Here is an 18,706-nt window from a genome sequence, read left to right on the forward strand (position 1 = left end):
TCACTCTCTATTCGTTTCGTGCTGAATCACCGGGTTGCCTCGGCGAGTAAAAGTATAAATCAAATCAATCGCCTGATTAGTACCCGATACAGCTTGCACGTATAAGTTACGCCATAGCGTATAGCGAACGGTTAGCTCTGCAATGGGCGAGAAAATTCCCACACCATAGCTAATTCTAATATCTTCGGTCAGCTGACCGCTAAGGGCAACCTGACTTTCATCCCCGGCGCCGGTTGTATCCAGCGCCAGGTCATCAATGCCAAATGATTGCCCAATAGAGCCGACAGCACCACCTACACGGCCTAGCGACATTCCGATCAACGCGGTTGTCAGTGCGCTGTCCATCCCACCACTTGAATCCTGGCTACGCCCGCGCAGTAAGTAGGAAAGCGCTTGTGTTTCCCCCATGGAAGGCTCAGAGAAAATCCTGACGTTAGGCTCTGCGGCACTTCCGGTAACGCGGACCCCAGCAATAACGTTATCTTCTGTTCTATCAGGATTACGTATTGCTTCAAAGTCCAGTGAGGGAAGCGATGGTGGACCACTAAACAGGAGTTGGCCACGGCGAATCAGCAAGTCCTGCCCAAAGGCCTGGAAACGCCCGTCAACCAAGTTTACACCCCCAAAAAGCTGAAGTCCACCGCTATCCTGGCGAACTTGAAGTGTCCCGCCCAAATCGGATTCCAGACCATAAGCGGAAATATGCATATCGCGACCTAGCGTCAGGTCAATCAATACATCAAGCGTCATGCCCGTTTGGCCTAGCTCCTCCGAATTACTAATCCCCCCATTTGCCGCGGCCCTTAGCGCGGCCTCTTCTGCCATGCGGTCGTCGCGCTCAGTAATGATGACCTCATCAGGGCTTGGCTCAATAGCGGACGAAGATCTGGCACCAATAACAAGCCGGGACCACGGTAAATCAACATTACCGCGCACCTGTAAATGCTCGGGTGTAACACGTACCCGAATATCCGGGGCGACTTCTATACGACCAAATTGGGGCAGCACCAGAAGGACGGGCTCCTGAACTGCTTCAAGATCGACACCGATACGCCAATCATCTAGCGCTGGCCAATAGCTGTCGCCGGTAATGTTAAGCCGACCTTTTTCGGCTTCCACAAACCCATTGATATTCCCCTGCTCTCCATCAAATAAAAGCGTAAGTTCGCCATCACGGACGTCAACAGGGATACCTGGCCCATGAACATGCAGGTTGCGCAACGCTAACGCACCCTGTAAATCTGGCTGGCTTGTGGTTCCGCCAATGAGCACCCGCCCATCAAACTCGCCTTCAAGACGGTCTAAGCCGATGGCCATGGGTAGATAAGGTTCAAGCAACAGTTTATTCGCGCGTAGATCGCCATCTAGCGTGCCCCGCCCCATCGGATCATCGAGGGTAAGATCCAGGGTTAGCTCTCCCGCCTCAGAAAACGAGAGTACGATGTTGGCGTCCGCTTGTGCTTGATTCGCTTGCACCTGAACATTGAGGTCAATAGCAGGAAGCTGAACCGGCTGTCCATAATCGTTAACAGCGGTAATGGCGAGATTGCTTAGTAGCTCTACATCAGCCTGCCAGCGCGCTCCACCTTGACGCCAGTCAACAACCATATCGGCCGTTGTATCACCCTCAAACGTCCACTCTTCAGGCAGGAAAGGTTCGAGCATTTCCATAGGTACTTCGCGTACGCTTACCACCGCATGGCCCTGGTTAGCCGAGGCGTTAATCGGCTCTTCAGAGCACACCAGCCCGCCTTCCTCACGGCGCAAACAAAACGCGGAGAGACGCGCTTGACCATTGGCGAGGTTATAGCTTAGGTCCAAGGGTTCCGCTAGGCGAATAGTGCCCGCCTCGGAATCAATCTCCAACGGTGTCAAACGGCCCTGGTAGACGTGGCGCTGTTGATCAAAGCGACCATTCAACGCCACTACCGCACGGCTTAATGGACTCTCTGGTTGACCTTGCACAGTCGCTTCAAGCTGGTGCTGGGAAAGTCGGCCGGTTAGGTTCAGGTCAACGGCCTCAAGATCCTGCCCGCCTGCAAAAATCTCTTTCAAGCCTAGCTGAACATCAAGTCTTGGATCCTCAAGCCCCTGCACATTAGCGTTAAGCGAGAGTTGCTGCACAAGGCTGTCGGTGAAGCGCAGATCACTGCCTGACAAGTCGGCAACAAGGGTAGGTTGCTCAAAACTACCTCCGGCCTGCAGGTTACCCGTTAATGTACCGCCCAACTCAGGCGAGAGCGTATTGAGTTCACGTAGGTCAATATCAGCCTTCAAGGACATTGCCCGCTCGCTTAGCTGGCCTGACGCGTGAAGTCGGTTGTTGCCCTGAGCGAACTGAAGTTGATGAATATCGATTTCCAGATTACTGTTAGCATCCAGCGCCGCCTGCAAGGTCAAGGGATAATCGCGAAGCTTGCCTTCAATATCGATGTTTGCCACGCTAACCGACCATACATCGTCTAGCTGGCGCACGTTGAGATCAATATCGCCGGTTAAGCTACCTTCCATTTGGTCAACAAAATTGCCGGGATTAAATTGATCCAACCAGACCTGTGCATCGACCGTTAGCGGCGCTAACCAGTGGATACGCCCTTCGCTGCGCAGCCTGCTTTCTTCTACCTGCAGAACCAGCGGCTCCCAACGGAAGTGATTAGCATCGCCATCGCCTGTCAGTGTAACGCTAGCGCGAGGCAACTCAGGGCCATGCGCCTCAAGACTAACCTCCGCATGGTAAGCCTCCATGCTGCCTTCCACCGTCAGGTTAACCGCCTCAGCCACATACGGCTGGGTAGCGCTCGCACCGTCGGCCGCAGGTTCGTCTACCAAGGGCCATTGCAGTCGTTCACTTTGCAAACGCGCTTGGAAAGATAAATCAGGTGTTGACCAATCGACATGCCCCTCGCTGCGCAGCGTGTTTTCCCCCAGTTGCAGAACTAAAGGCTGCCACTGAAAATGGTCAACGTCTCCATCGCCAGTAAGCGTTACCTGAGTAGGTGGTAACTGAGGGCCCTGCGCGCGTAGGCTAACCTCGGTGCGGTAAGCCTCAAGACTCCCCTCTACCGTAAGGTCAACGGCTTCAATCACATAAGGCTCAAGAGCACTCTCGCCTGCTGGCGGCGCTGCTTCTACTAAAGGCCATTGCAACCGGTCGCTTTGCAGCCGCGCATGGAAAGGTACGTCGGGTGCTAATGCATCTACGCTTACTGCAAGGGATGCGGTTACCACGTCTGAGGCACTAAGCTCAGCCTGTAGATTGTTTAGCGGACCGGACAGCGTAAGGGCCAGTTTTTCCCCCCTTAATTCTGGATAAAGTTCGGGTAAAAACAGCTCGGCATTTAACTGCGCTTCCAGCGGATAACTACCGGTTAAGCCCACATTACCTACAAGAGTGGCTTCAACATCCTTGGTCACCACATCAAAAGATGTGATATCTACCTTACTTTCCTTTGTGCTACCCGCTAACTGCAAGCGCTCGATAGCGTATTCAAAGGCACCTGTCAGTTGTACATCGGTTACTGTCAGGTCGCTCACGCTTATATCGACAGGTAAAGCGATCTCGGGCAGCTCAATACGCTCTCCGTCAGCCAAGCGTTGCTCGGGTGACGGAGCTGGTAAGGCATTCTCTTGAGGTTGAGGCGTGGCCACGGCAATGGCGCCGTCAATGCCCTCAGCCGCTAGTGAGGTTTGAGCACCCTGCGTAAGCTGAACACCCGCTGAGGGCGGTAAATAAATGGTCAACTGATCAAGATGTGTTGGCGCTAAATCAACGTTGCTCCACGCGGCACTGGCAGATGATTCAAATGATGCCCATTGAATACGCGTACCATCCGCAAGCTGCACATTGCTATTATTGACAACCACCGAGCGCAGCTCGATAGGAAATGGCAGATGTAGCCGGAAAGGCTCGCCCGACGCTTGTGGCTCTTCAGGCGTGCCATCTGCACTCAAGCGCACATTTAACCCATCAGCGTGCAATGTATCCAGGCAGAGTCGTCCAGAGAGGAGGCAATCATCGGCCCAGGCAAGCTCAAGGTCAGCAATGCTGATCGTTAGATTGCCTAGATCAAGATGAAAGCCTTTTAACGTAAATTGTTCCAGTAATGCGCCGTCTTGTTGCTCGTAAGAAAAGTATCCTCGCTTCTCCCCTTGTGAGAATAAAAAATCAGTCCCCCAAGGCGATAATGCCGTACCCAGTAGCAGTGCGACTAACCCAAATAACCAAAGTGGCAGAACAATAGCCAGCCGTATAAGGCTCCAGATCAATAACCACGCCCGGTGTCGGGATGAGTATGGTTGGCGCGTCGTAGAAGTAGAAGATTCAACCTGGGACAAAGCGTACTCCTAGAATTCCGGACCGATGGAGAAATGCACACGATATGCATCGTCGTTATCGAAGGGGTGCGCTACATCAAGGCGAATTGGTCCTACCGGCGATACCCAGCGGATACCCACCCCGGCGCCGGTTTTTAAATCGTGTGGACCCCAGTTATCGAACGCATCACCGGTATCCACGAACGTCGCCGCCCACCAGTCGCCCCTAACACGACGCTGATATTCAAGCGTCGAGGTAATCATTTGACGCCCGCCCTGTAAGCGGCCCTCGTCGTTTCGTGGCGACAGGCTCTCATAGGAGTAACCGCGCACGCTGCGATCGCCCCCTGCGAAAAAACGCAGCGAGGGTGGAATTTTGGAAAAATCATCTGTTTCGATAGCGCCAATGCTTAGCCGTGCTAAAAAGCGATTATCGTTGCTGATAGTACGGATAAATTCTGTATCACCGGTTAAACGCAAAAACTGGGCGTCTGATCCCCACACTGTGTCGGAATACTCAATCGAGAGCTGCTGACGGTCGCCCCAAAGAGGGAATCGCTGTGGCCGTGTCCGCGTTCGGGACCACTGGATGCCTGGATAAAAGAGCCAGACTTTGTCTGCCTCTCCCCCTTGAGTAAAGTCTTCATACGTTGTTCGAAAATACACCGACTGGACCCAGTCGTTGTCAAATTGCCAACGACGAGCCAGCTCAACAGAGCCTTGCATCGACCGGGTATCGCTATCATCAATATTGCGAACCCCGTATTGCAATCGATAGCTATCGCGGAGCGGGTCTTCAAGGGGAACGTTGTACACACCGGTAAAACGCTGTTCCGGCGCGGAAAGATAAAGGTCATGATTCAGGCTGTGGCCTAAACTATTAATCCATGGCTGGTGCCAGCTAAAGCGTAAACGAGGTCCTACATCTGTCGCATAACCGATACCCACCTCAAACTGGTGACGGTTCGCAGGATCAACGTTCACATCAATGGGCAAACGAATATCGTCATTTTTATTGATAGTCAGTACGCTCGCCAGTGCCGCGCTACTAATCCGCGGACGCTTCGGCTGGGAAGCCGTGGCTGATTCCCACCAAGGCGAGGCACCGCCCTCAGGAGGCGCAACAACCAGTTCTTGGGCCGTTGTCAAACGAGGGCGAATCGAAACGGATCGAAACCAACCGGTTTCAACCAAGCGCTGCGTATAAGTAGCAAGCGACTCCGCGAGATAGGGATCGTTATTCTCATACGTCTGCATGTTATGCAGGCGATCAAGAACAATGTGGCTCCCTGTGATATTGGTTTCGCCAAACCGAAAGCGTGGGCCGCTATCAAAATCCATATAGAGGCGCGCACTTCGTAAATAAGGGCGTACTTCCATGCGCCGTTTGGTAAAAGCCCAATCAAAGTAGCCACGTTCGATAGCTAGCCCCGCAAATTGCGAACGCAATTGATCCCAGGGTGGCTGAACTAACGGGTCGCCTACTTTTAAGGGAAAGCTATCCAGGGCATCTTTAAACGTAGGATCATCTTTGGCATCGCCATCAACATTAATCGCAAGCTCCTGAATTTCGACCCGAGGACCAGTATCAATATTGAGTACAATGGCAGGGTCAATTTGAACCTCAACGGTGGGCTCATAATAACCATAGACACGCATTGCCACTCTTGTACGGCTACGTATCTCACCCTCTAAACGAGTTTGGATATATTGTTCTTCATCAATGCTCTCTAAATAGGCGCTGATATTATCTTCAACGTCGCCGTCAACCCCGTTAATAGTAGCCGTTAACGCCAAAACTGATGGAGCATAGGCAAAACTCAGAGGGAGCGCAATAAAACAAGCCATCCGAGTAGCTGAAAGCCAACGCCACTGTCTTCCCATACAATAAACTCCCTAACAAACTCTTTTGTTGGCGGTTATAGCCTGTTCCACTACTATCTAAGCATTTCTATTTGGGCGCTAAAAGCGAGTTGGGCCTGGCGAATTTGCCGTATATCACTTTCAAGGGTAGATAAACGCTGAGTCCACTGCTCTTCAAATGCCGCAATTTCATCACTTGGAGAGGATGGGTCTAACTGTAGCGTATTTAACTGAGTGTCCAATTGATTAAAGCGCTCGCTCAAAGCAGCGATTTGCTCTTCCAACTGCCCTGTTACTGTTTGGTTTAACTGATTGGCCTGCTCTTCCAGTGACGTGAGCTGCTGAGCGGTGGTTTGCTCCAAATGATCAACCTCTTCAACAAGGTTTTGCCGACCGGATATGCCCGCCTGTTCCAGTGCATCCAGGGAGGTGCTAAACGCTGCCAAGCGGCGATCACGTAAGGCGGCCTGCTCTTGGTACTGGGAAAGGCGCTGATTAAACGACGTCATCATCTCATTGGATGGGCGCTCTTCGTCATCTGTCAGCGCACCATAGAGCTCTTCACGCGTATTGATTAACGCAACAGACAGCTGCTCCTGCTCTTGGAACAGTGTTGTCATCTGAGCCTGCACAAGCGCAATTGTATCCTGCACATCAGTATCACCTGAGTCTAACCGAGCATGAACGTTAGAGACCTCGCCACTGACGCGGTGGAGTTCGGTTAATAAACGCTCGCGCTCCAACCACAGCACGACAGCGGCGCCTGCGAGTAGCGCACAGAACAAGAGCATTCCAAGCCATAAGGGCCATACGAGAGGCCCTTTTCGGTGGCGCAGATGCTGAGCCGTTAAGCTTTGGCCTACATCGGGAACAATACGTTGGGAAGGCGTCGGATTAGGCATGGCATTTTCTCAAAAAGACGTAGGGTCGGCGCGACGACCAATACCACGGTACTTTAAGCCGCAGTTGGCAACAAATGTAGGGTCGTAAATATTTCGACCATCTAACACCAGCTTAGCGCTGAGTAGCCCTGCAAGTCGATGCCAGTCCGGGTTCCAGTATGACTTCCACTCCGTAACCAGCATTAGCGCATCGGCACCTTCACACGCCTGATATGGGTCTTGATCAAATGTTTGAAGGTCATCGCGCTGCCCAACAAGCTGATGTAATGCGCTAGTAGCGGCGGGATCATGAAGCTTTACCTTTACACCTTGTGCCCACAAAGCGTCTAAAAGCGTCAATACCGGCGCATGGTCGATACGTGCTGTGCCAGGCTTGAACGCGGCCCCCCAAATAGCGATCGTTTTACCCGCTAACTCGCCTTCAAAATGAGCCCAAAGTTTACGGAACAGCGTCTCTTTTTTCTGCTCATTAATGTCCATGACCTGTTCAAGCAACGCGGAGTAACGGCCACTTTTTGACTGAACATCTGCCAGGCGCATTAAGTCCCGCGAAAAGTTGGGGCCACCAAAACCACAGCCGGGATACAAATACTCAAAACCGATACGTGTGTCGGCCCCCATACCTTGGCGAACATGCTCAACATCCACGCCTAGTGTATCGGCTAAACCGGCAATTTCATTCATGTAGCTAATTCGTGTGGCCAGCATGCCATTGATGGCAAGCTTGGTAAGCTCTGCCGCCCTGCGCGGCATGGGCTGGAAAACTTCTTGTCGGCGATTGAACGCGCGTAAAAGCTCGCGTGCAACGTGCTCTCCGTGGGCATCATCACATCCAAGCAGCCAACGCGTGGGGCGAGTAAACGACGCCCAGGCACGCCCTTCTTCAAGCGTATCAGGCAAGGCCACGCTGCTATGCTGGCCTCTCATTAAATCATCCAAGCGCTCCGTTTCGCCGACCGGAAACGTAGAGTTATTAATTAACACGGCACCTTGCTGAAGACACAGTTCCGACTGTTGAAGCAGTGTGCTGGCGTCGTTACGCTGGCTTGGCGAAAGTGCAAGCCAGACAACATCAGCCGAAGACGCTTGTGATACATCATCAATCAGTACTAACGTGCCATCGGCCAATCCCTGCTGGATATGCGGCATTAGCTCCGGCTCACTGCGCAGCCAATCCACCTGAGAAAGAACCGTCCAGGGCGCACTTTGATGAGGTAACCACTCTACTTGATGACCTACCCAGGCTAATGCGGACGCTGCTGTCACCGCACTTAGTTCACTGCCGTAAAGAAATACTCGCATTTACCGAACTCCTTGTGCGGCGGAAAAGCGAGAAAATATAGCCATAAGATTCATACAATGGTCCTTTTCATGCGTTCTGACCTGGGAGTGGTTAGAATGTCCATAATACTGAATGATTGAGTGGATGCCACTCGCACTTGATGCTAACAACCAGGCTGGATAGGAAAACACTATCCATTGCTGACTGACGATGGGAGTCAACACATGCAAGCGACACCTCAGGATAGCACTGCTGATCGCTACCAAGGCAACGTCGATGCAGCGGAAGTTGCTAAATTTGAAGCACTTGCTAGCCGCTGGTGGGACCCAAAGAGTGAATTCAAGCCGCTACATGAGATTAACCCCCTGCGCCTTAATTTTATTGACGCACGCGCCGGTTTAGCCGGAAAACAGGTGCTGGATGTGGGCTGCGGAGGCGGTATCCTGAGTGAGTCCATGGCACATCGTGGTGCCAAGGTAACGGGCATTGATCTTGGCGAAGCGCCGCTTGGCGTTGCCAGGCTGCATGCAGAAGAGAGCGGCGTGTCCGTTGACTACCAAAATATTAGTGTTGAAGCGTTGGCTGCTCAAACCCCGGGACATTTTGATGTCGTTACCTGCATGGAAATGCTGGAGCACGTACCTGACCCCGCCTCAGTGATTCGGGCCTGCTGTGCGTTGGTACGCCCTGGCGGCTATGTGTTTTTTTCAACGCTCAACCGTACGCCAAAATCCTACGCATTTGCGATATTAGGCGCCGAATATGTCCTTAGGCTACTGCCCCGCGGCACCCACGACTATGCCAAATTTATTCGTCCGTCTGAAATGGCGGCATGGTCCCGCCAAGTGGGCCTGGAAGTACGTGAGCAAACAGGGCTGACCTACAACCCTCTTACTCGTCGCTACCGCTTAGTGGCTGACGATGTCTCTGTAAACTACATGATGTATTGCCGCAAAGTGAGTCAATAGATGCCAACGACGCCACCGCTTGCCATTCTGTTTGATCTTGACGGAACCCTGGTGGATACCGCGCCCGATCTTGCTCAAGCAACAAATGCCCTACGCGCCCACCACGGGCTGGCGCCCCTGGCCTACGAGCAGATACGTCGTCAGGTTTCCAATGGGGGGAGCGCGCTAGTCACCCTGGCGTTGGATCTTGATCACAAAGCCCCAGGCCATGATACCGCCCGCCAGTTTCTGCTCGATGCCTATGAACAAGCCGTAGCGGTGCATAGCCAAGTATTTATCCCGCTTAACCAATGGCTTATTGAATGGCACGGAAGTCAACGGCCCTGGGGGATTGTCACCAATAAGCCGCGCCGCTATACCGAGCCTTTACTCGCCGCATTAGCGCTGGAGCCCGGTGCGTTACTGTGTGCCGATGACCTGAGTGTCAAGAAGCCCGACCCGGAACCTTTGTGGGAAGCGGCCCGTCGTTTAGGCGTCGCGCCGGAACAGTGCTGGTATGTCGGCGACCACGTACGTGATATGCAAGCAGCGAAAGCCGCTGGCATGACAGCCGTTGCGGTAGGGTATGGCTATATCAGTGAAGAGGATGATTATCAGCAGTGGCCCGCCGACCTGTGGTTTGAAGAGTGCTCAATGCTGGTTGATGCATTAAACGCTTTTAATAATGCGGAGTAGTTAGCAGCTATCACTACAGCTGGCGTAATAACCACCGTTAGGGCCTTGCTTTAAGGCTTCTTTTTAAAGGCTCTTTTTTAAAGGCGCTGCATTCAAGCCCTAACGGTAGAATTAAGAATCAAACACGCGGCGGTTGCGCATCAAACTTTTGGCCGCTAACACCGGTACTATCGGGGCCCATTAGCCATAAATAGGTCGGCATAATGTCATTGGGCGTTCGAAGTGTGGCAGGGTCTTCACCAGGGTAGGCGCTTCGGCGCATTTGAGTGCGGGTAGCTCCCGGGTTAAGGGTATTCACCCGGATATTGGTTTGATGCTCAAGCTCGTCGGCCAGCACTTCAACAAACCCTTCGGTGGCAAATTTGGAAACCGAGTAGGCCCCCCAATACGCGCGTCCTTTTCGTCCCACACTGGATGAGGTGAAAATAATTGAGGCGTCGTCTGATTGTTTAAGCAACGGTAATAACGCTTGAGTCATCCATACTGGGCCATTGATATTCACCTGCATGACCTGCTCCCATAGTTCAGCATCGTACTGCTCGAAGGGAGTAATCCGGCCAAGCAATCCAGCATTATGCAAAAGCCCATCCAAACGACCAAACTCTTTATCGAGCGTTTTGGCCATATCATCGAAGTCACTAAGCGTTGCGCCTTCAAAATTAAGCGGAAAAATAGCAGGCTGTGGCCCACCTAACGCCTCAATTTCGTCGTAGACCCGCTCCAGCTTTTCGATAGTACGGCCTAGCAAGATAACGGTCGCACCGTGTTGCGCATACTGCAACGCTGCCGCACGACCAATCCCATCGCCGGCTCCAGTGACCAATACGACACGGTTTTCAAGCAATTGCGGCGATGCTTGATAGTCGATTTTGCAACTCATGACACTTCCTGCAAACAAACATTTAACGTGATATTACCCAGCCGACTGGCGGAGAAAATCATTGGCAAGCCCAGCCGCACTACTTTGCGGATAGTCGTCACGCACTTGCTCTAATAGCTCGCGGCTGCGCTCTGCATCGCCTTGACGTGCTTTAACCAAACCAAGTTTATAAAGGGCATCGGGCACTTTACTGCTGCTATCAAAGTCGGTAATAACCCGGCTAAAGGCTGCATCGGCATTATCAAGCTGGCCTTCAGCGGCATACAATTCACCTAACCAGTAATAGCCATTAGAGGTCAAGCTGGTATCAGGATGAGCAGTGACGAATTCATCAAACGCTTGAATTGCCTCTTCAAATTGGCGTGCCTGAACATGGGCAAAGGCAGCCTGATAGTCCGCCTGGGCATCATCACTCACGTTACGTGCTGAGGGTGCACTGATAACTTCTTGAGCGGCCTCAGGTTCAACCTGTGGCGTAGACTGCTCTATGGGCGTGGATCCACTGCTCATAAGGCGGTCTTCGATATCCAGATACTGCTGCTGCGATTGGCGACGCAATTGTTCAAGCTGATGGCGCAACTCTTCAATTTGGCCACGCAACTGTTGGATTTCCTGCGTGTGCGCTTCCACCTGGTTGAACAGCACAAGGTTGCCACCGGATGCTTCCTGACGCTGAGTCTGCTGATAAAATCCGCTGGAATTACCGGAAGAAAGATCCTGGACCAGCGGCTGCTGGGCAATAGCTGCAAGGGGCAATACGGACAGCGGGAGCACCAAGGCTCCCGCACCGCACAGCCTCTCAAAACAGCGTTTGAGACTGTGATTCATGACGACTCCGTAGACAAAGTCGGCGTGCCGTTTACACGCCGTCAATATCAGTAATTAAATACAACGCGACGGTTTTGGGCATAAGCATTTTCGTTATGACCATTTACTGCCGGACGCTCTTCGCCATAGCTTACAACAGTCATTTGTGAAGGAGAAACGCCTTGGATATTCATGAAACGCTGAACAGCGCGTGCGCGACGCTCGCCCAGTGCCATGTTGTACTCCCGGGTACCACGCTCATCGGTATGTCCCTGTAACACAACCTGGGCACTCGGATTAGCGCGCAGGTAGCGTACATGAGCCATTACCGCAGATTCATACTCACTCTTGATAGCATCGCGGTCATAATCGAAGTAAATCGTGCGTACCTCAGGAATGCGAGAGTCCGCTTGTTGACCAGCGCCTGTACCTGAGCCGGTAGTAGAGCCATATTGACCACCGGTACCCGCACCAGAAGTGCCAGCGCCCGTGCTGCTGCCATTCTGGCTTCCGTAAGAATCCCCATCCTGGGTTCCGCCGGTGCTGGAGCAACCAGCAATCGCTACGATAGATAACGCTACGGCCAATGAGCGAGCCAACGGCTTAAGTTGCATAATCAGACTCCTTGCCTGAAAAAAATAACACGATAGATCATTAGTTTAAAAACGGTGACCATGCGGGGTCACGTACTTCGCCTTGAGCAGCAGGAAGCCGGAATGACGATCGCCCGTCGGCAGAAACGGCACTTAGCACCCCATTGTTACCCTCTTGGTTAGCGAAGATTACCATGGTCCCGTTCGGCGCAACACTAGGAGATTCATCTCTTATCGAATCGCTTATTACGACCAGCCGCCCTCCATCCAAATCCTGGCGTGCGACCTGGTATCCTCGGCTGGAACGGTGGATTAAAAAGATCTGATCGCCGTCCGGAGAGTAACGCGCACGGGCATTATAATTGCCGGTAAACGTCACGCGATTTGTCTCGCCGCTACCTAACGAAAGCTGGTAAATCTGAGGGCCGCCGCTGCGATCAGAGGTGAACAGCAGGCTACGACCATCCGGTGACCAAGCGGGCTCGGTGTCAATGCTATTACTGTTGGTAACGCGTTCTACCGAGCGGTTAGCGATATCCATGATATAGATTTCAGGCTGCCCATCCTTGGATAACGACATAGCGATACGGCGACCATCGGGGGACCACGTGGGTGCACCATTGATACCGTCAAAGGATGTTGCCATGACACGCTGACCGGTGGCGATATCCTGGATATAAATCGCTGGGCGCTCCGTTTCAAAGGAAACATAAGCAAGCTTGCGTCCGTCCGGCGACCAAGTGGGCGACATAATCGGTTGATCAGACGTTAATACCTGCTGGCTATTGCGACCATCAGCATCGGCTATATAGAGACCGAACTGCATATTATCGCCAACCCCTTGGGCCGTTACGTAAGCAATGCTGGTTGAGAAAGCACCGCGTATATCAGTAATCGCCTCAAATATCTGGTCGCTGATGTAGTGTGCCGCACCACGCAGATCATCGGCATTCGCTGTGACGGTTTCGCCAATCATCCGGCGCTGGCCACTGACATCCATCAGGTCAAACTGTAGCTGATAGCCGTTGTCCGTTTGCTCGGCACGCCCAACGACCAGATAACGCACGTCCAATGACCGCCAGGTCCCAAACTCGACGTCATCCGCTTGGTTTGGTTGGTCAAACATGGCACTACGCTCTAGCGGTGAAAATAGACCACTACGTTCAAGATCATCCTGAATGATTTGAGCAACATCTTCCGACATGCCCTGATTGCCTGCGAAAGGCACCACCCCAATGGGTAATGCCTGGTCGCTGCCCCGTGTAATTTCGATGGTCAAGTTTGCATTCGCAGCTGCGAAACCACTTACTAGCAGTAGTACGCAAAATAACCACACTTTCCTTAGTTTTTGCATCAGCGAACATCCCCCGGGGTAAATCGCAGATTAAATTGACGTAAGTTCCGCTGCTGTTCCGCAGGTAAATCTCTTAATTCACCAAACGGTGCAGCATGTTCAACGGCTTGCATGGCAGATCGATCAAATGCACTGTCGCCACTAGATGTAGCAATTGACGTTGCAAGTAGTTCGCCCGAAGGGCCTAAACGTATTTGTAGCGTAGCACTCAATGAGTCGCTTGCTCCAGGTGGGATCAACCATGCCTGTTCAACCGCTCGACGCACAATATTGATAAAGCTATTGGCTGCCTGCTGCGCTTGTTGCGCATTCGCCGCCGCTTGGGCTTCACCTTCTAACTGGCGCTGCATAGCGGCTTCCGCTGCGGCAGCAGCTTGGCGTTCGGCTTCCTCGCGTGCGCGCTGCTCTTCAGCTTCACGTTGACGCTCCGCTTCCGCTGCTGCCTGAGCCTCTGCTTCCGCCGCTGCCTGAGCCTCTGCTTCCGCCGCTGCCTGAGCCTCTGCTTCCGCTGCTGCCTGAGCTTCTGCTTCCGCCGCTGCCTGAGCTTCTGCTTCCGCTGCTGCCTGAGCTTCTGCTTCCGCTGCTGCCTGAGCTTCTGCTTCCGCTGCTGCCTGAGCTTCTGCTTCCGCTGCTGCCTGAGCTTCTGCTTCCGCTGCTGCCTGAGCCTCTTCCTCACGGGCTTGTGCTTGCGCTGCCTGTTCTTGCGCTAGTCGTTCGGCTTCCTCAGCGCGGCGTTGTGCTTCTGCTTCTGCGGCGGCTTGAGCTTCTTCCAACGCTTGTTCCTGCGCTTCAGCTTCAGCGGCAGCCTGCTGCTCGGCCTCTTGGTTATCTGGCTCTGGCTCAGCTACCTCAGGCTCACTCACTTCCGGCTCAGGAACAGGTTCAGTTGAGCTGTTCATTGCCGCCTGCTGTTCAGTTACCTGCTGGGCCTGATCTGTGAACGTCTCGGTACTCACAAACGTGGCCTGAACAATGGATGAAGAGTCAGGTTCCGGGGTTGAACTGGGCCAATTAATAAGGCTAAAAACAATAATAGCCAAATGCACAGCGACCGCGAGGATGATTGGCAATGTGTAGCCAACGTCTTGCGGGTCATGCGGCGCAGCAACGGTTACTTGCGGCTTGCCCTTACTCATCTTGCGGTGGCTCTGAAAGCAGTCCTACGTTTTCAACGCCCGAGCGCTGGAGCGTGCTCATGAGTAGAACAATTTGTCCATACTGTACGCCTTGGTCGCCACGCACCATGACGGGCGTGCCCGGGCGACGTTGCAATATGGCCGAAACGCGTTCTGATATTTGCTCAAGCGAAACGGAGGTTGAATCCTCACCCAGCGTAATAAAATATCCGCCTTCACGATCCACCGAAATAATGATCGGGTCACTGTCCTGAGTATCGATCGGTTCGGATGACACCTGAGGCAAATCCACCTGAACGCCTTGCGTTAGCATCGGAGCGGTAATCATAAAAATGACCAGCAGTACCAACATAACGTCGATAAAGGGGACAACGTTAATCTCCCCCATCGGCTTACTTTTGCCGCTGCGATTGAACGGACCTTGCATGGCTAACTCCCTTAACTGGCGCTAGGCTTGCCATCACGGCCTTGCAAATTACGATGCAAGATAGCGTGAAACTCTTCGGCGAAGTCTTCATATTTACCGAGTAAGCGAGACGCACTGTTAGATAAGCGGTTATAGAAGATAACAGCGGGAATAGCCGCGAAAAGCCCCATAGCGGTCGCAATGAGTGCCTCGGCGATCCAGGGCGCTACGGTTGCCAGTGTCGCTTGCTGGGTCATTGAAAGGGACTGGAAAGAGCCCATGATGCCCCAGACGGTACCAAACAAGCCGATATAGGGGCTGGCAGAGGCAACCGTTGCCAAAAACACCAGGTGTTGAGTCAGACGATCTTCTTCGCGTGACCAGGCAACGCGCATGCTGCGCTGCACACCTTCAAGCACGGTGTCGGCATTGTGAGTTTTTGGCATTAGTCGGTTGAATTCACGAAACCCAGACTGAAAGATATGTTCGGCGCCATGGCGCGGGTCATCAGCTGGTATTTCTCGGTAAAGTTCGTTTAAGTCGACACCTGACCAAAACGACTCTTCGAATTGGTCGTATTCCCGCTTGGCACGGCGCAGCGCAATACTGCGCTGAAAAATCACCACCCAAGAGAGGACTGACCCCACCACCAGGAGTAGCATTACCAGCTGTACAACCGTGCTGGCATTCATAATCAGGTGCGGGATGGACATGGTGTTATCGTTCACAGGTGCCCTCATCAATCAATGATTGTCGGTCAAGCCCGACAAGTAGTGGTCTCTAAATTACGAAACCGCAGTGTTAAGAAATCGCTAACGTTTGTAGCCGGGACTGAAAAAAAGCGGGCCAGGCTTTGGGCCGCATCCGTTCAGCGCTCAAGCACGCTATCTCGACTGTCGCGCTGCAGAGGAGTTCCTCACCGCGCATTACAAACTGCTCAAACGTTACTCGGCATCGCCCTATATCAATGACCCGTGCGGTTATCTCAAGCGCTTCGTCCAAGCGCGCCGGTTTCGCATAGTGACAAGCTAAGCGATATACCACTAGCTGCGTGCCTTCGTCTAGTAACGTTTGCTGGTTGAGCCCTTGCTCGCGCAGCCACTCGCTGCGCGCTCGCTCCATAAACTTCAAGTAGTTAACGTAGTAGACAATGCCGCCAGCGTCAGTATCTTCCATATAAACACGTAGAGGCATTGAAAACGAAATACTCATGGGCGACGCTCCCCTTCCATATCAACCGAGTGCTCGTTGGGAACGCGGTTAAAGTGCCGCCATGCCTGACGCGTAACGGTACGTCCGCGCGGCGTGCGCATCATCAACCCTTGTTGAATAAGATACGGCTCAATGACATCTTCTATCGTTGTGCGCTCCTCCCCAATGGCGGCCGAGAGAGAGTCGACGCCTACCGGTCCGCCTTCGAACTTATCGATCATCGCGAGCAGCAGCCGCCGGTCCATGTGGTCCAGACCATAGTGATCCACATTGAGCATATTAAGCGCCGCATCCGCCAATGCCACGTCTACGGTGCCATCCCCTTTAATTTCGGCGTAGTCACGCACTCGGCGTAGCAAGCGATTGGCAATACGTGGCGTCCCTCGGGAGCGCCGGGCAACCTCAACCGCGCCTTCATGGTTGGTTTTTACACCCAGCAGACGAGCTGAACGGGTCACAATTTCAGTGAGTTCTTCGAGATTATAAAACTCAAGCCGCTGAACGATTCCGAACCGATCACGTAGCGGCGCTGTTAAAAGACCTGCGCGGGTCGTCGCCCCCACCAGCGTAAAACGCGGCAAGTCCAGCTTGATGGATCGCGCAGCGGGTCCTTCACCAATCATGATATCCAGCTGAAAGTCTTCCATGGCGGGATAAAGGACTTCTTCAACGGCGGGCGATAACCGATGGATCTCATCGATAAACAAGACATCGCCTGGCTCAAGGTTGGTCAGCATGGCAGCCAAGTCGCCTGCACGCTCCAATACGGGACCAGACGTTGACTTAAGCCCTACGCCCATTTCTGTTGCAATGATGTTGGCCAGGGTGGTTTTACCTAGCCCTGGTGGGCCAAATACAAGGGTATGGTCAAGGCTCTCTTCGCGTAATCGGGCTGCGCCAATAAATATCTCAAGCTGCTCGCGAACCCGTGGCTGGCCGATGTAATCATCCAGCCGCTTGGGACGAATGGCATAATCAATCCGCCCTTCTCCCTGTTCTGGTTCAGCCGCTATCAACCGATCATGTTCTAACATAGATGCTCTTTTTGAATATCTGGCGATCTGCTTGCACTGGGTGACGGCAAAACGGCGACCGCTATCAACCGCTCATTCGCCGTGTTAACGCTGCCTTGATCAAGGCCTCTGCCGATTGTTGTGGGTCAAGGTCTGAGAGCATTTTACTGGCTTCGGCTAGCTTGTAGCCCAGACTAACGAGTCCGGACTCGGCATCGGCCAGGTTATTACGGCTCGGTTGCCCATTGGTGCCTTCCAGGGCAAGCGGCGTGTCAGCACCTTGCTCCCATTCGGGAAAACGGTCACGCATTTCGATAATAAGTCGTTCGGCGGTTTTCTTGCCAACACCGGGCAGCTTGGTTAACGCCTTACTGTCATCATCACGAACACAGCGCATGAAGGCGTCTTCATCCATTCCTGACAAGATCGCCAACGCTAGCTTGGGACCTACACCGTTGACTTTAATCAGCGCCCGAAAAAGAGCGCGTTCGTGCTGTCGCGCAAACCCGTACAGCAGGTGGGCATCATCACGAATGGTTAAATGAGTATACAGAGATGTGCTTTCGCCTAACGCAGGAAGCGAGACAAGCGTATTCATTGAAGTCTCAAGCTCATAACCCACGCCATGAACGTCAATAACGATCCAGGGCGGTTGTTTTTCCAGCAAATAGCCACTTAGACGTCCGATCATAAATACGCTCGCGATAGTAAAAACAGACGGTTACTATAATGCTACTCTGTACAAGTGACCAGTGGTCGTTAAAGTCGCCAGCGCCCTGTAGAGGCGCGCCGCCCGCGCCCACGAGGCGTACTGGAAACTGCATTGTTGGTATAAGCGTGGGTTAATGCGATGGCCAAGGCGTCTGCCGCGTCCGCTTGGGGTGTGGCAGACAGCGTTAAAAGCGCGGTCACCATGTGCTGAACCTGTTCTTTATCTGCGCCTCCCTGCCCGGTTACCGCTTCCTTGATACGCCGCGCGGCATATTCGGCGACGCTTAGCCCGTGGTTTGCCATACATACCAACGCAGCACCACGCGCTTGCCCCAGCTTTAGCGCTGAATCGACGTTTTTAGCCATAAAAACGCGCTCTATCGCAGTATCTGTGGGTTTGTACAAACCCACTACTTCGCTTAGTCCTGCGTATATTTGCGCCAAACGCTGCTCCAGCGGCCCTTCTGAGGTGCGAATGCAGCCGCTAGCAACATAGCCGGGTTTAACACCGACAAGATCAATAACACCATAGCCAGTAATTCGAGACCCAGGGTCGATGCCTAATATGCGCACGGGTAACGCAGCGCCTG

At 53.0% G+C, this 18,706-nt stretch carries 17 protein-coding genes; 2 read left to right on the top strand and 15 right to left on the bottom strand.

The genetic code is table 11. From position 1 onward, the window contains the following. The 4 genes from tamB to ACT3TJ_RS11150 are packed head-to-tail and all read right to left on the bottom strand — an operon-like array spanning window position 1 to window position 8,381. Window positions 1–4,335 (bottom strand): autotransporter assembly complex protein TamB, encoded by a 4,335-nt coding sequence (tamB, locus tag ACT3TJ_RS11135; RefSeq protein ID WP_444621649.1) that lies wholly within the window; start codon window positions 4,333–4,335, stop codon window positions 1–3. Between the two features lie 9 nt (window positions 4,336–4,344). Further along, window positions 4,345–6,198, bottom strand: a complete 1,854-nt coding sequence (gene tamA, locus ACT3TJ_RS11140; RefSeq protein WP_444621650.1) for an autotransporter assembly complex protein TamA — start codon at window positions 6,196–6,198, stop codon at window positions 4,345–4,347. 53 nt (window positions 6,199–6,251) lie between these two features. Continuing rightward, window positions 6,252–7,079, bottom strand: coding sequence for a hypothetical protein (locus ACT3TJ_RS11145; protein ID WP_444621651.1), 828 nt, complete (start codon window positions 7,077–7,079; stop codon window positions 6,252–6,254). A 9-nt stretch (window positions 7,080–7,088) separates the two neighbouring features. Continuing rightward, window positions 7,089–8,381, bottom strand: a complete 1,293-nt coding sequence (locus tag ACT3TJ_RS11150; protein ID WP_444621652.1) for a nucleotide sugar dehydrogenase — start codon at window positions 8,379–8,381, stop codon at window positions 7,089–7,091. 204 nt (window positions 8,382–8,585) lie between these two features. On the opposite strand from ACT3TJ_RS11150, the gene ubiG reads away from it, so the two are divergent. Both ubiG and ACT3TJ_RS11160 read left to right on the top strand, forming a co-directional pair. After that, complete coding sequence (gene ubiG, locus ACT3TJ_RS11155) at window positions 8,586–9,329, top strand: bifunctional 2-polyprenyl-6-hydroxyphenol methylase/3-demethylubiquinol 3-O-methyltransferase UbiG (RefSeq protein ID WP_172116616.1); 744 nt, start codon at window positions 8,586–8,588, stop codon at window positions 9,327–9,329. Beyond that, window positions 9,330–10,004, top strand: coding sequence for an HAD-IA family hydrolase (locus tag ACT3TJ_RS11160; protein WP_193056396.1), 675 nt, complete (start codon window positions 9,330–9,332; stop codon window positions 10,002–10,004). It begins immediately after the preceding gene. Window positions 10,005–10,122: 118 nt separating this feature from the next. On the opposite strand, the gene ACT3TJ_RS11165 is transcribed toward ACT3TJ_RS11160, so the two are convergent. From ACT3TJ_RS11165 to ruvC, 11 genes are all read right to left on the bottom strand, one after another. Continuing rightward, entirely contained in the window at window positions 10,123–10,884 is a 762-nt protein-coding gene (locus ACT3TJ_RS11165; RefSeq protein ID WP_172116614.1) for a YciK family oxidoreductase, read from the bottom strand. Between the two features lie 33 nt (window positions 10,885–10,917). Then, window positions 10,918–11,712, bottom strand: a complete 795-nt coding sequence (ybgF, locus tag ACT3TJ_RS11170; RefSeq protein ID WP_172116613.1) for a tol-pal system protein YbgF — start codon at window positions 11,710–11,712, stop codon at window positions 10,918–10,920. 47 nt (window positions 11,713–11,759) lie between these two features. Continuing rightward, entirely contained in the window at window positions 11,760–12,305 is a 546-nt protein-coding gene (pal, locus tag ACT3TJ_RS11175) for a peptidoglycan-associated lipoprotein Pal (protein WP_172116612.1), read from the bottom strand. Window positions 12,306–12,345: 40 nt separating this feature from the next. Continuing rightward, complete coding sequence (gene tolB, locus ACT3TJ_RS11180; protein WP_172116611.1) at window positions 12,346–13,638, bottom strand: Tol-Pal system beta propeller repeat protein TolB; 1,293 nt, start codon at window positions 13,636–13,638, stop codon at window positions 12,346–12,348. After that, window positions 13,638–14,774, bottom strand: coding sequence for a cell envelope integrity protein TolA (tolA, locus tag ACT3TJ_RS11185; protein WP_444621653.1), 1,137 nt, complete (start codon window positions 14,772–14,774; stop codon window positions 13,638–13,640). The genes tolB and tolA overlap by 1 nt, the downstream gene beginning before the upstream one ends. Next, complete coding sequence (gene tolR / locus ACT3TJ_RS11190) at window positions 14,767–15,201, bottom strand: protein TolR (RefSeq protein WP_444621654.1); 435 nt, start codon at window positions 15,199–15,201, stop codon at window positions 14,767–14,769. Before tolR ends, tolA begins: the two co-directional genes overlap by 8 nt. Before the next feature lie 11 nt (window positions 15,202–15,212). Next, a complete protein-coding gene (gene tolQ / locus ACT3TJ_RS11195) occupies window positions 15,213–15,908 on the bottom strand; it encodes a protein TolQ (RefSeq protein WP_172116608.1) in 696 nt (231 codons plus the stop codon). Window positions 15,909–15,981: 73 nt separating this feature from the next. Next, the gene (ybgC, locus tag ACT3TJ_RS11200; protein WP_444621655.1) at window positions 15,982–16,392 is read right to left on the bottom strand and encodes a tol-pal system-associated acyl-CoA thioesterase; all 411 of its coding nucleotides are present in this window, start codon (window positions 16,390–16,392) and stop codon (window positions 15,982–15,984) included. Beyond that, window positions 16,389–17,426 (bottom strand): Holliday junction branch migration DNA helicase RuvB, encoded by a 1,038-nt coding sequence (gene ruvB, locus ACT3TJ_RS11205; protein WP_172116606.1) that lies wholly within the window; start codon window positions 17,424–17,426, stop codon window positions 16,389–16,391. The genes ybgC and ruvB overlap by 4 nt, the downstream gene beginning before the upstream one ends. A 64-nt stretch (window positions 17,427–17,490) precedes the next feature. Next, on the bottom strand, window positions 17,491–18,096 hold the full coding sequence (ruvA, locus tag ACT3TJ_RS11210; RefSeq protein ID WP_444621656.1) for a Holliday junction branch migration protein RuvA: 606 nt from the start codon (window positions 18,094–18,096) through the stop codon (window positions 17,491–17,493). Between the two features lie 68 nt (window positions 18,097–18,164). Further along, a complete protein-coding gene (gene ruvC / locus ACT3TJ_RS11215; RefSeq protein ID WP_444621657.1) occupies window positions 18,165–18,689 on the bottom strand; it encodes a crossover junction endodeoxyribonuclease RuvC in 525 nt (174 codons plus the stop codon). Window positions 18,690–18,706: the final 17 nt, after the last annotated feature.

Origin of the sequence: Halomonas sp. AOP30-A1-24, from assembly GCF_052378165.1 — a bacterium.
In the GTDB taxonomy this organism is placed as follows: Bacteria; Pseudomonadota; Gammaproteobacteria; order Pseudomonadales; family Halomonadaceae; genus Vreelandella; species Vreelandella citrativorans.

Coding starts and splice junctions, on each gene's coding strand:
- tamA (WP_444621650.1), bottom strand. CDS start 6,198: ATGGGAAGACAGTGGCGTTGGCTTTCAGCTACTCGGATGGCTTGTTTT.
- ACT3TJ_RS11145 (WP_444621651.1), bottom strand. CDS start 7,079: ATGCCTAATCCGACGCCTTCCCAACGTATTGTTCCCGATGTAGGCCAA.
- ACT3TJ_RS11150 (WP_444621652.1), bottom strand. CDS start 8,381: ATGCGAGTATTTCTTTACGGCAGTGAACTAAGTGCGGTGACAGCAGCG.
- ubiG (WP_172116616.1), top strand. CDS start 8,586: ATGCAAGCGACACCTCAGGATAGCACTGCTGATCGCTACCAAGGCAAC.
- ACT3TJ_RS11160 (WP_193056396.1), top strand. CDS start 9,330: ATGCCAACGACGCCACCGCTTGCCATTCTGTTTGATCTTGACGGAACC.
- ACT3TJ_RS11165 (WP_172116614.1), bottom strand. CDS start 10,884: ATGAGTTGCAAAATCGACTATCAAGCATCGCCGCAATTGCTTGAAAAC.
- ybgF (WP_172116613.1), bottom strand. CDS start 11,712: ATGAATCACAGTCTCAAACGCTGTTTTGAGAGGCTGTGCGGTGCGGGA.
- pal (WP_172116612.1), bottom strand. CDS start 12,305: ATGCAACTTAAGCCGTTGGCTCGCTCATTGGCCGTAGCGTTATCTATC.
- tolB (WP_172116611.1), bottom strand. CDS start 13,638: ATGCAAAAACTAAGGAAAGTGTGGTTATTTTGCGTACTACTGCTAGTA.
- tolA (WP_444621653.1), bottom strand. CDS start 14,774: ATGAGTAAGGGCAAGCCGCAAGTAACCGTTGCTGCGCCGCATGACCCG.
- tolR (WP_444621654.1), bottom strand. CDS start 15,201: ATGCAAGGTCCGTTCAATCGCAGCGGCAAAAGTAAGCCGATGGGGGAG.
- ybgC (WP_444621655.1), bottom strand. CDS start 16,392: ATGAGTATTTCGTTTTCAATGCCTCTACGTGTTTATATGGAAGATACT.
- ruvB (WP_172116606.1), bottom strand. CDS start 17,426: ATGTTAGAACATGATCGGTTGATAGCGGCTGAACCAGAACAGGGAGAA.
- ruvA (WP_444621656.1), bottom strand. CDS start 18,096: ATGATCGGACGTCTAAGTGGCTATTTGCTGGAAAAACAACCGCCCTGG.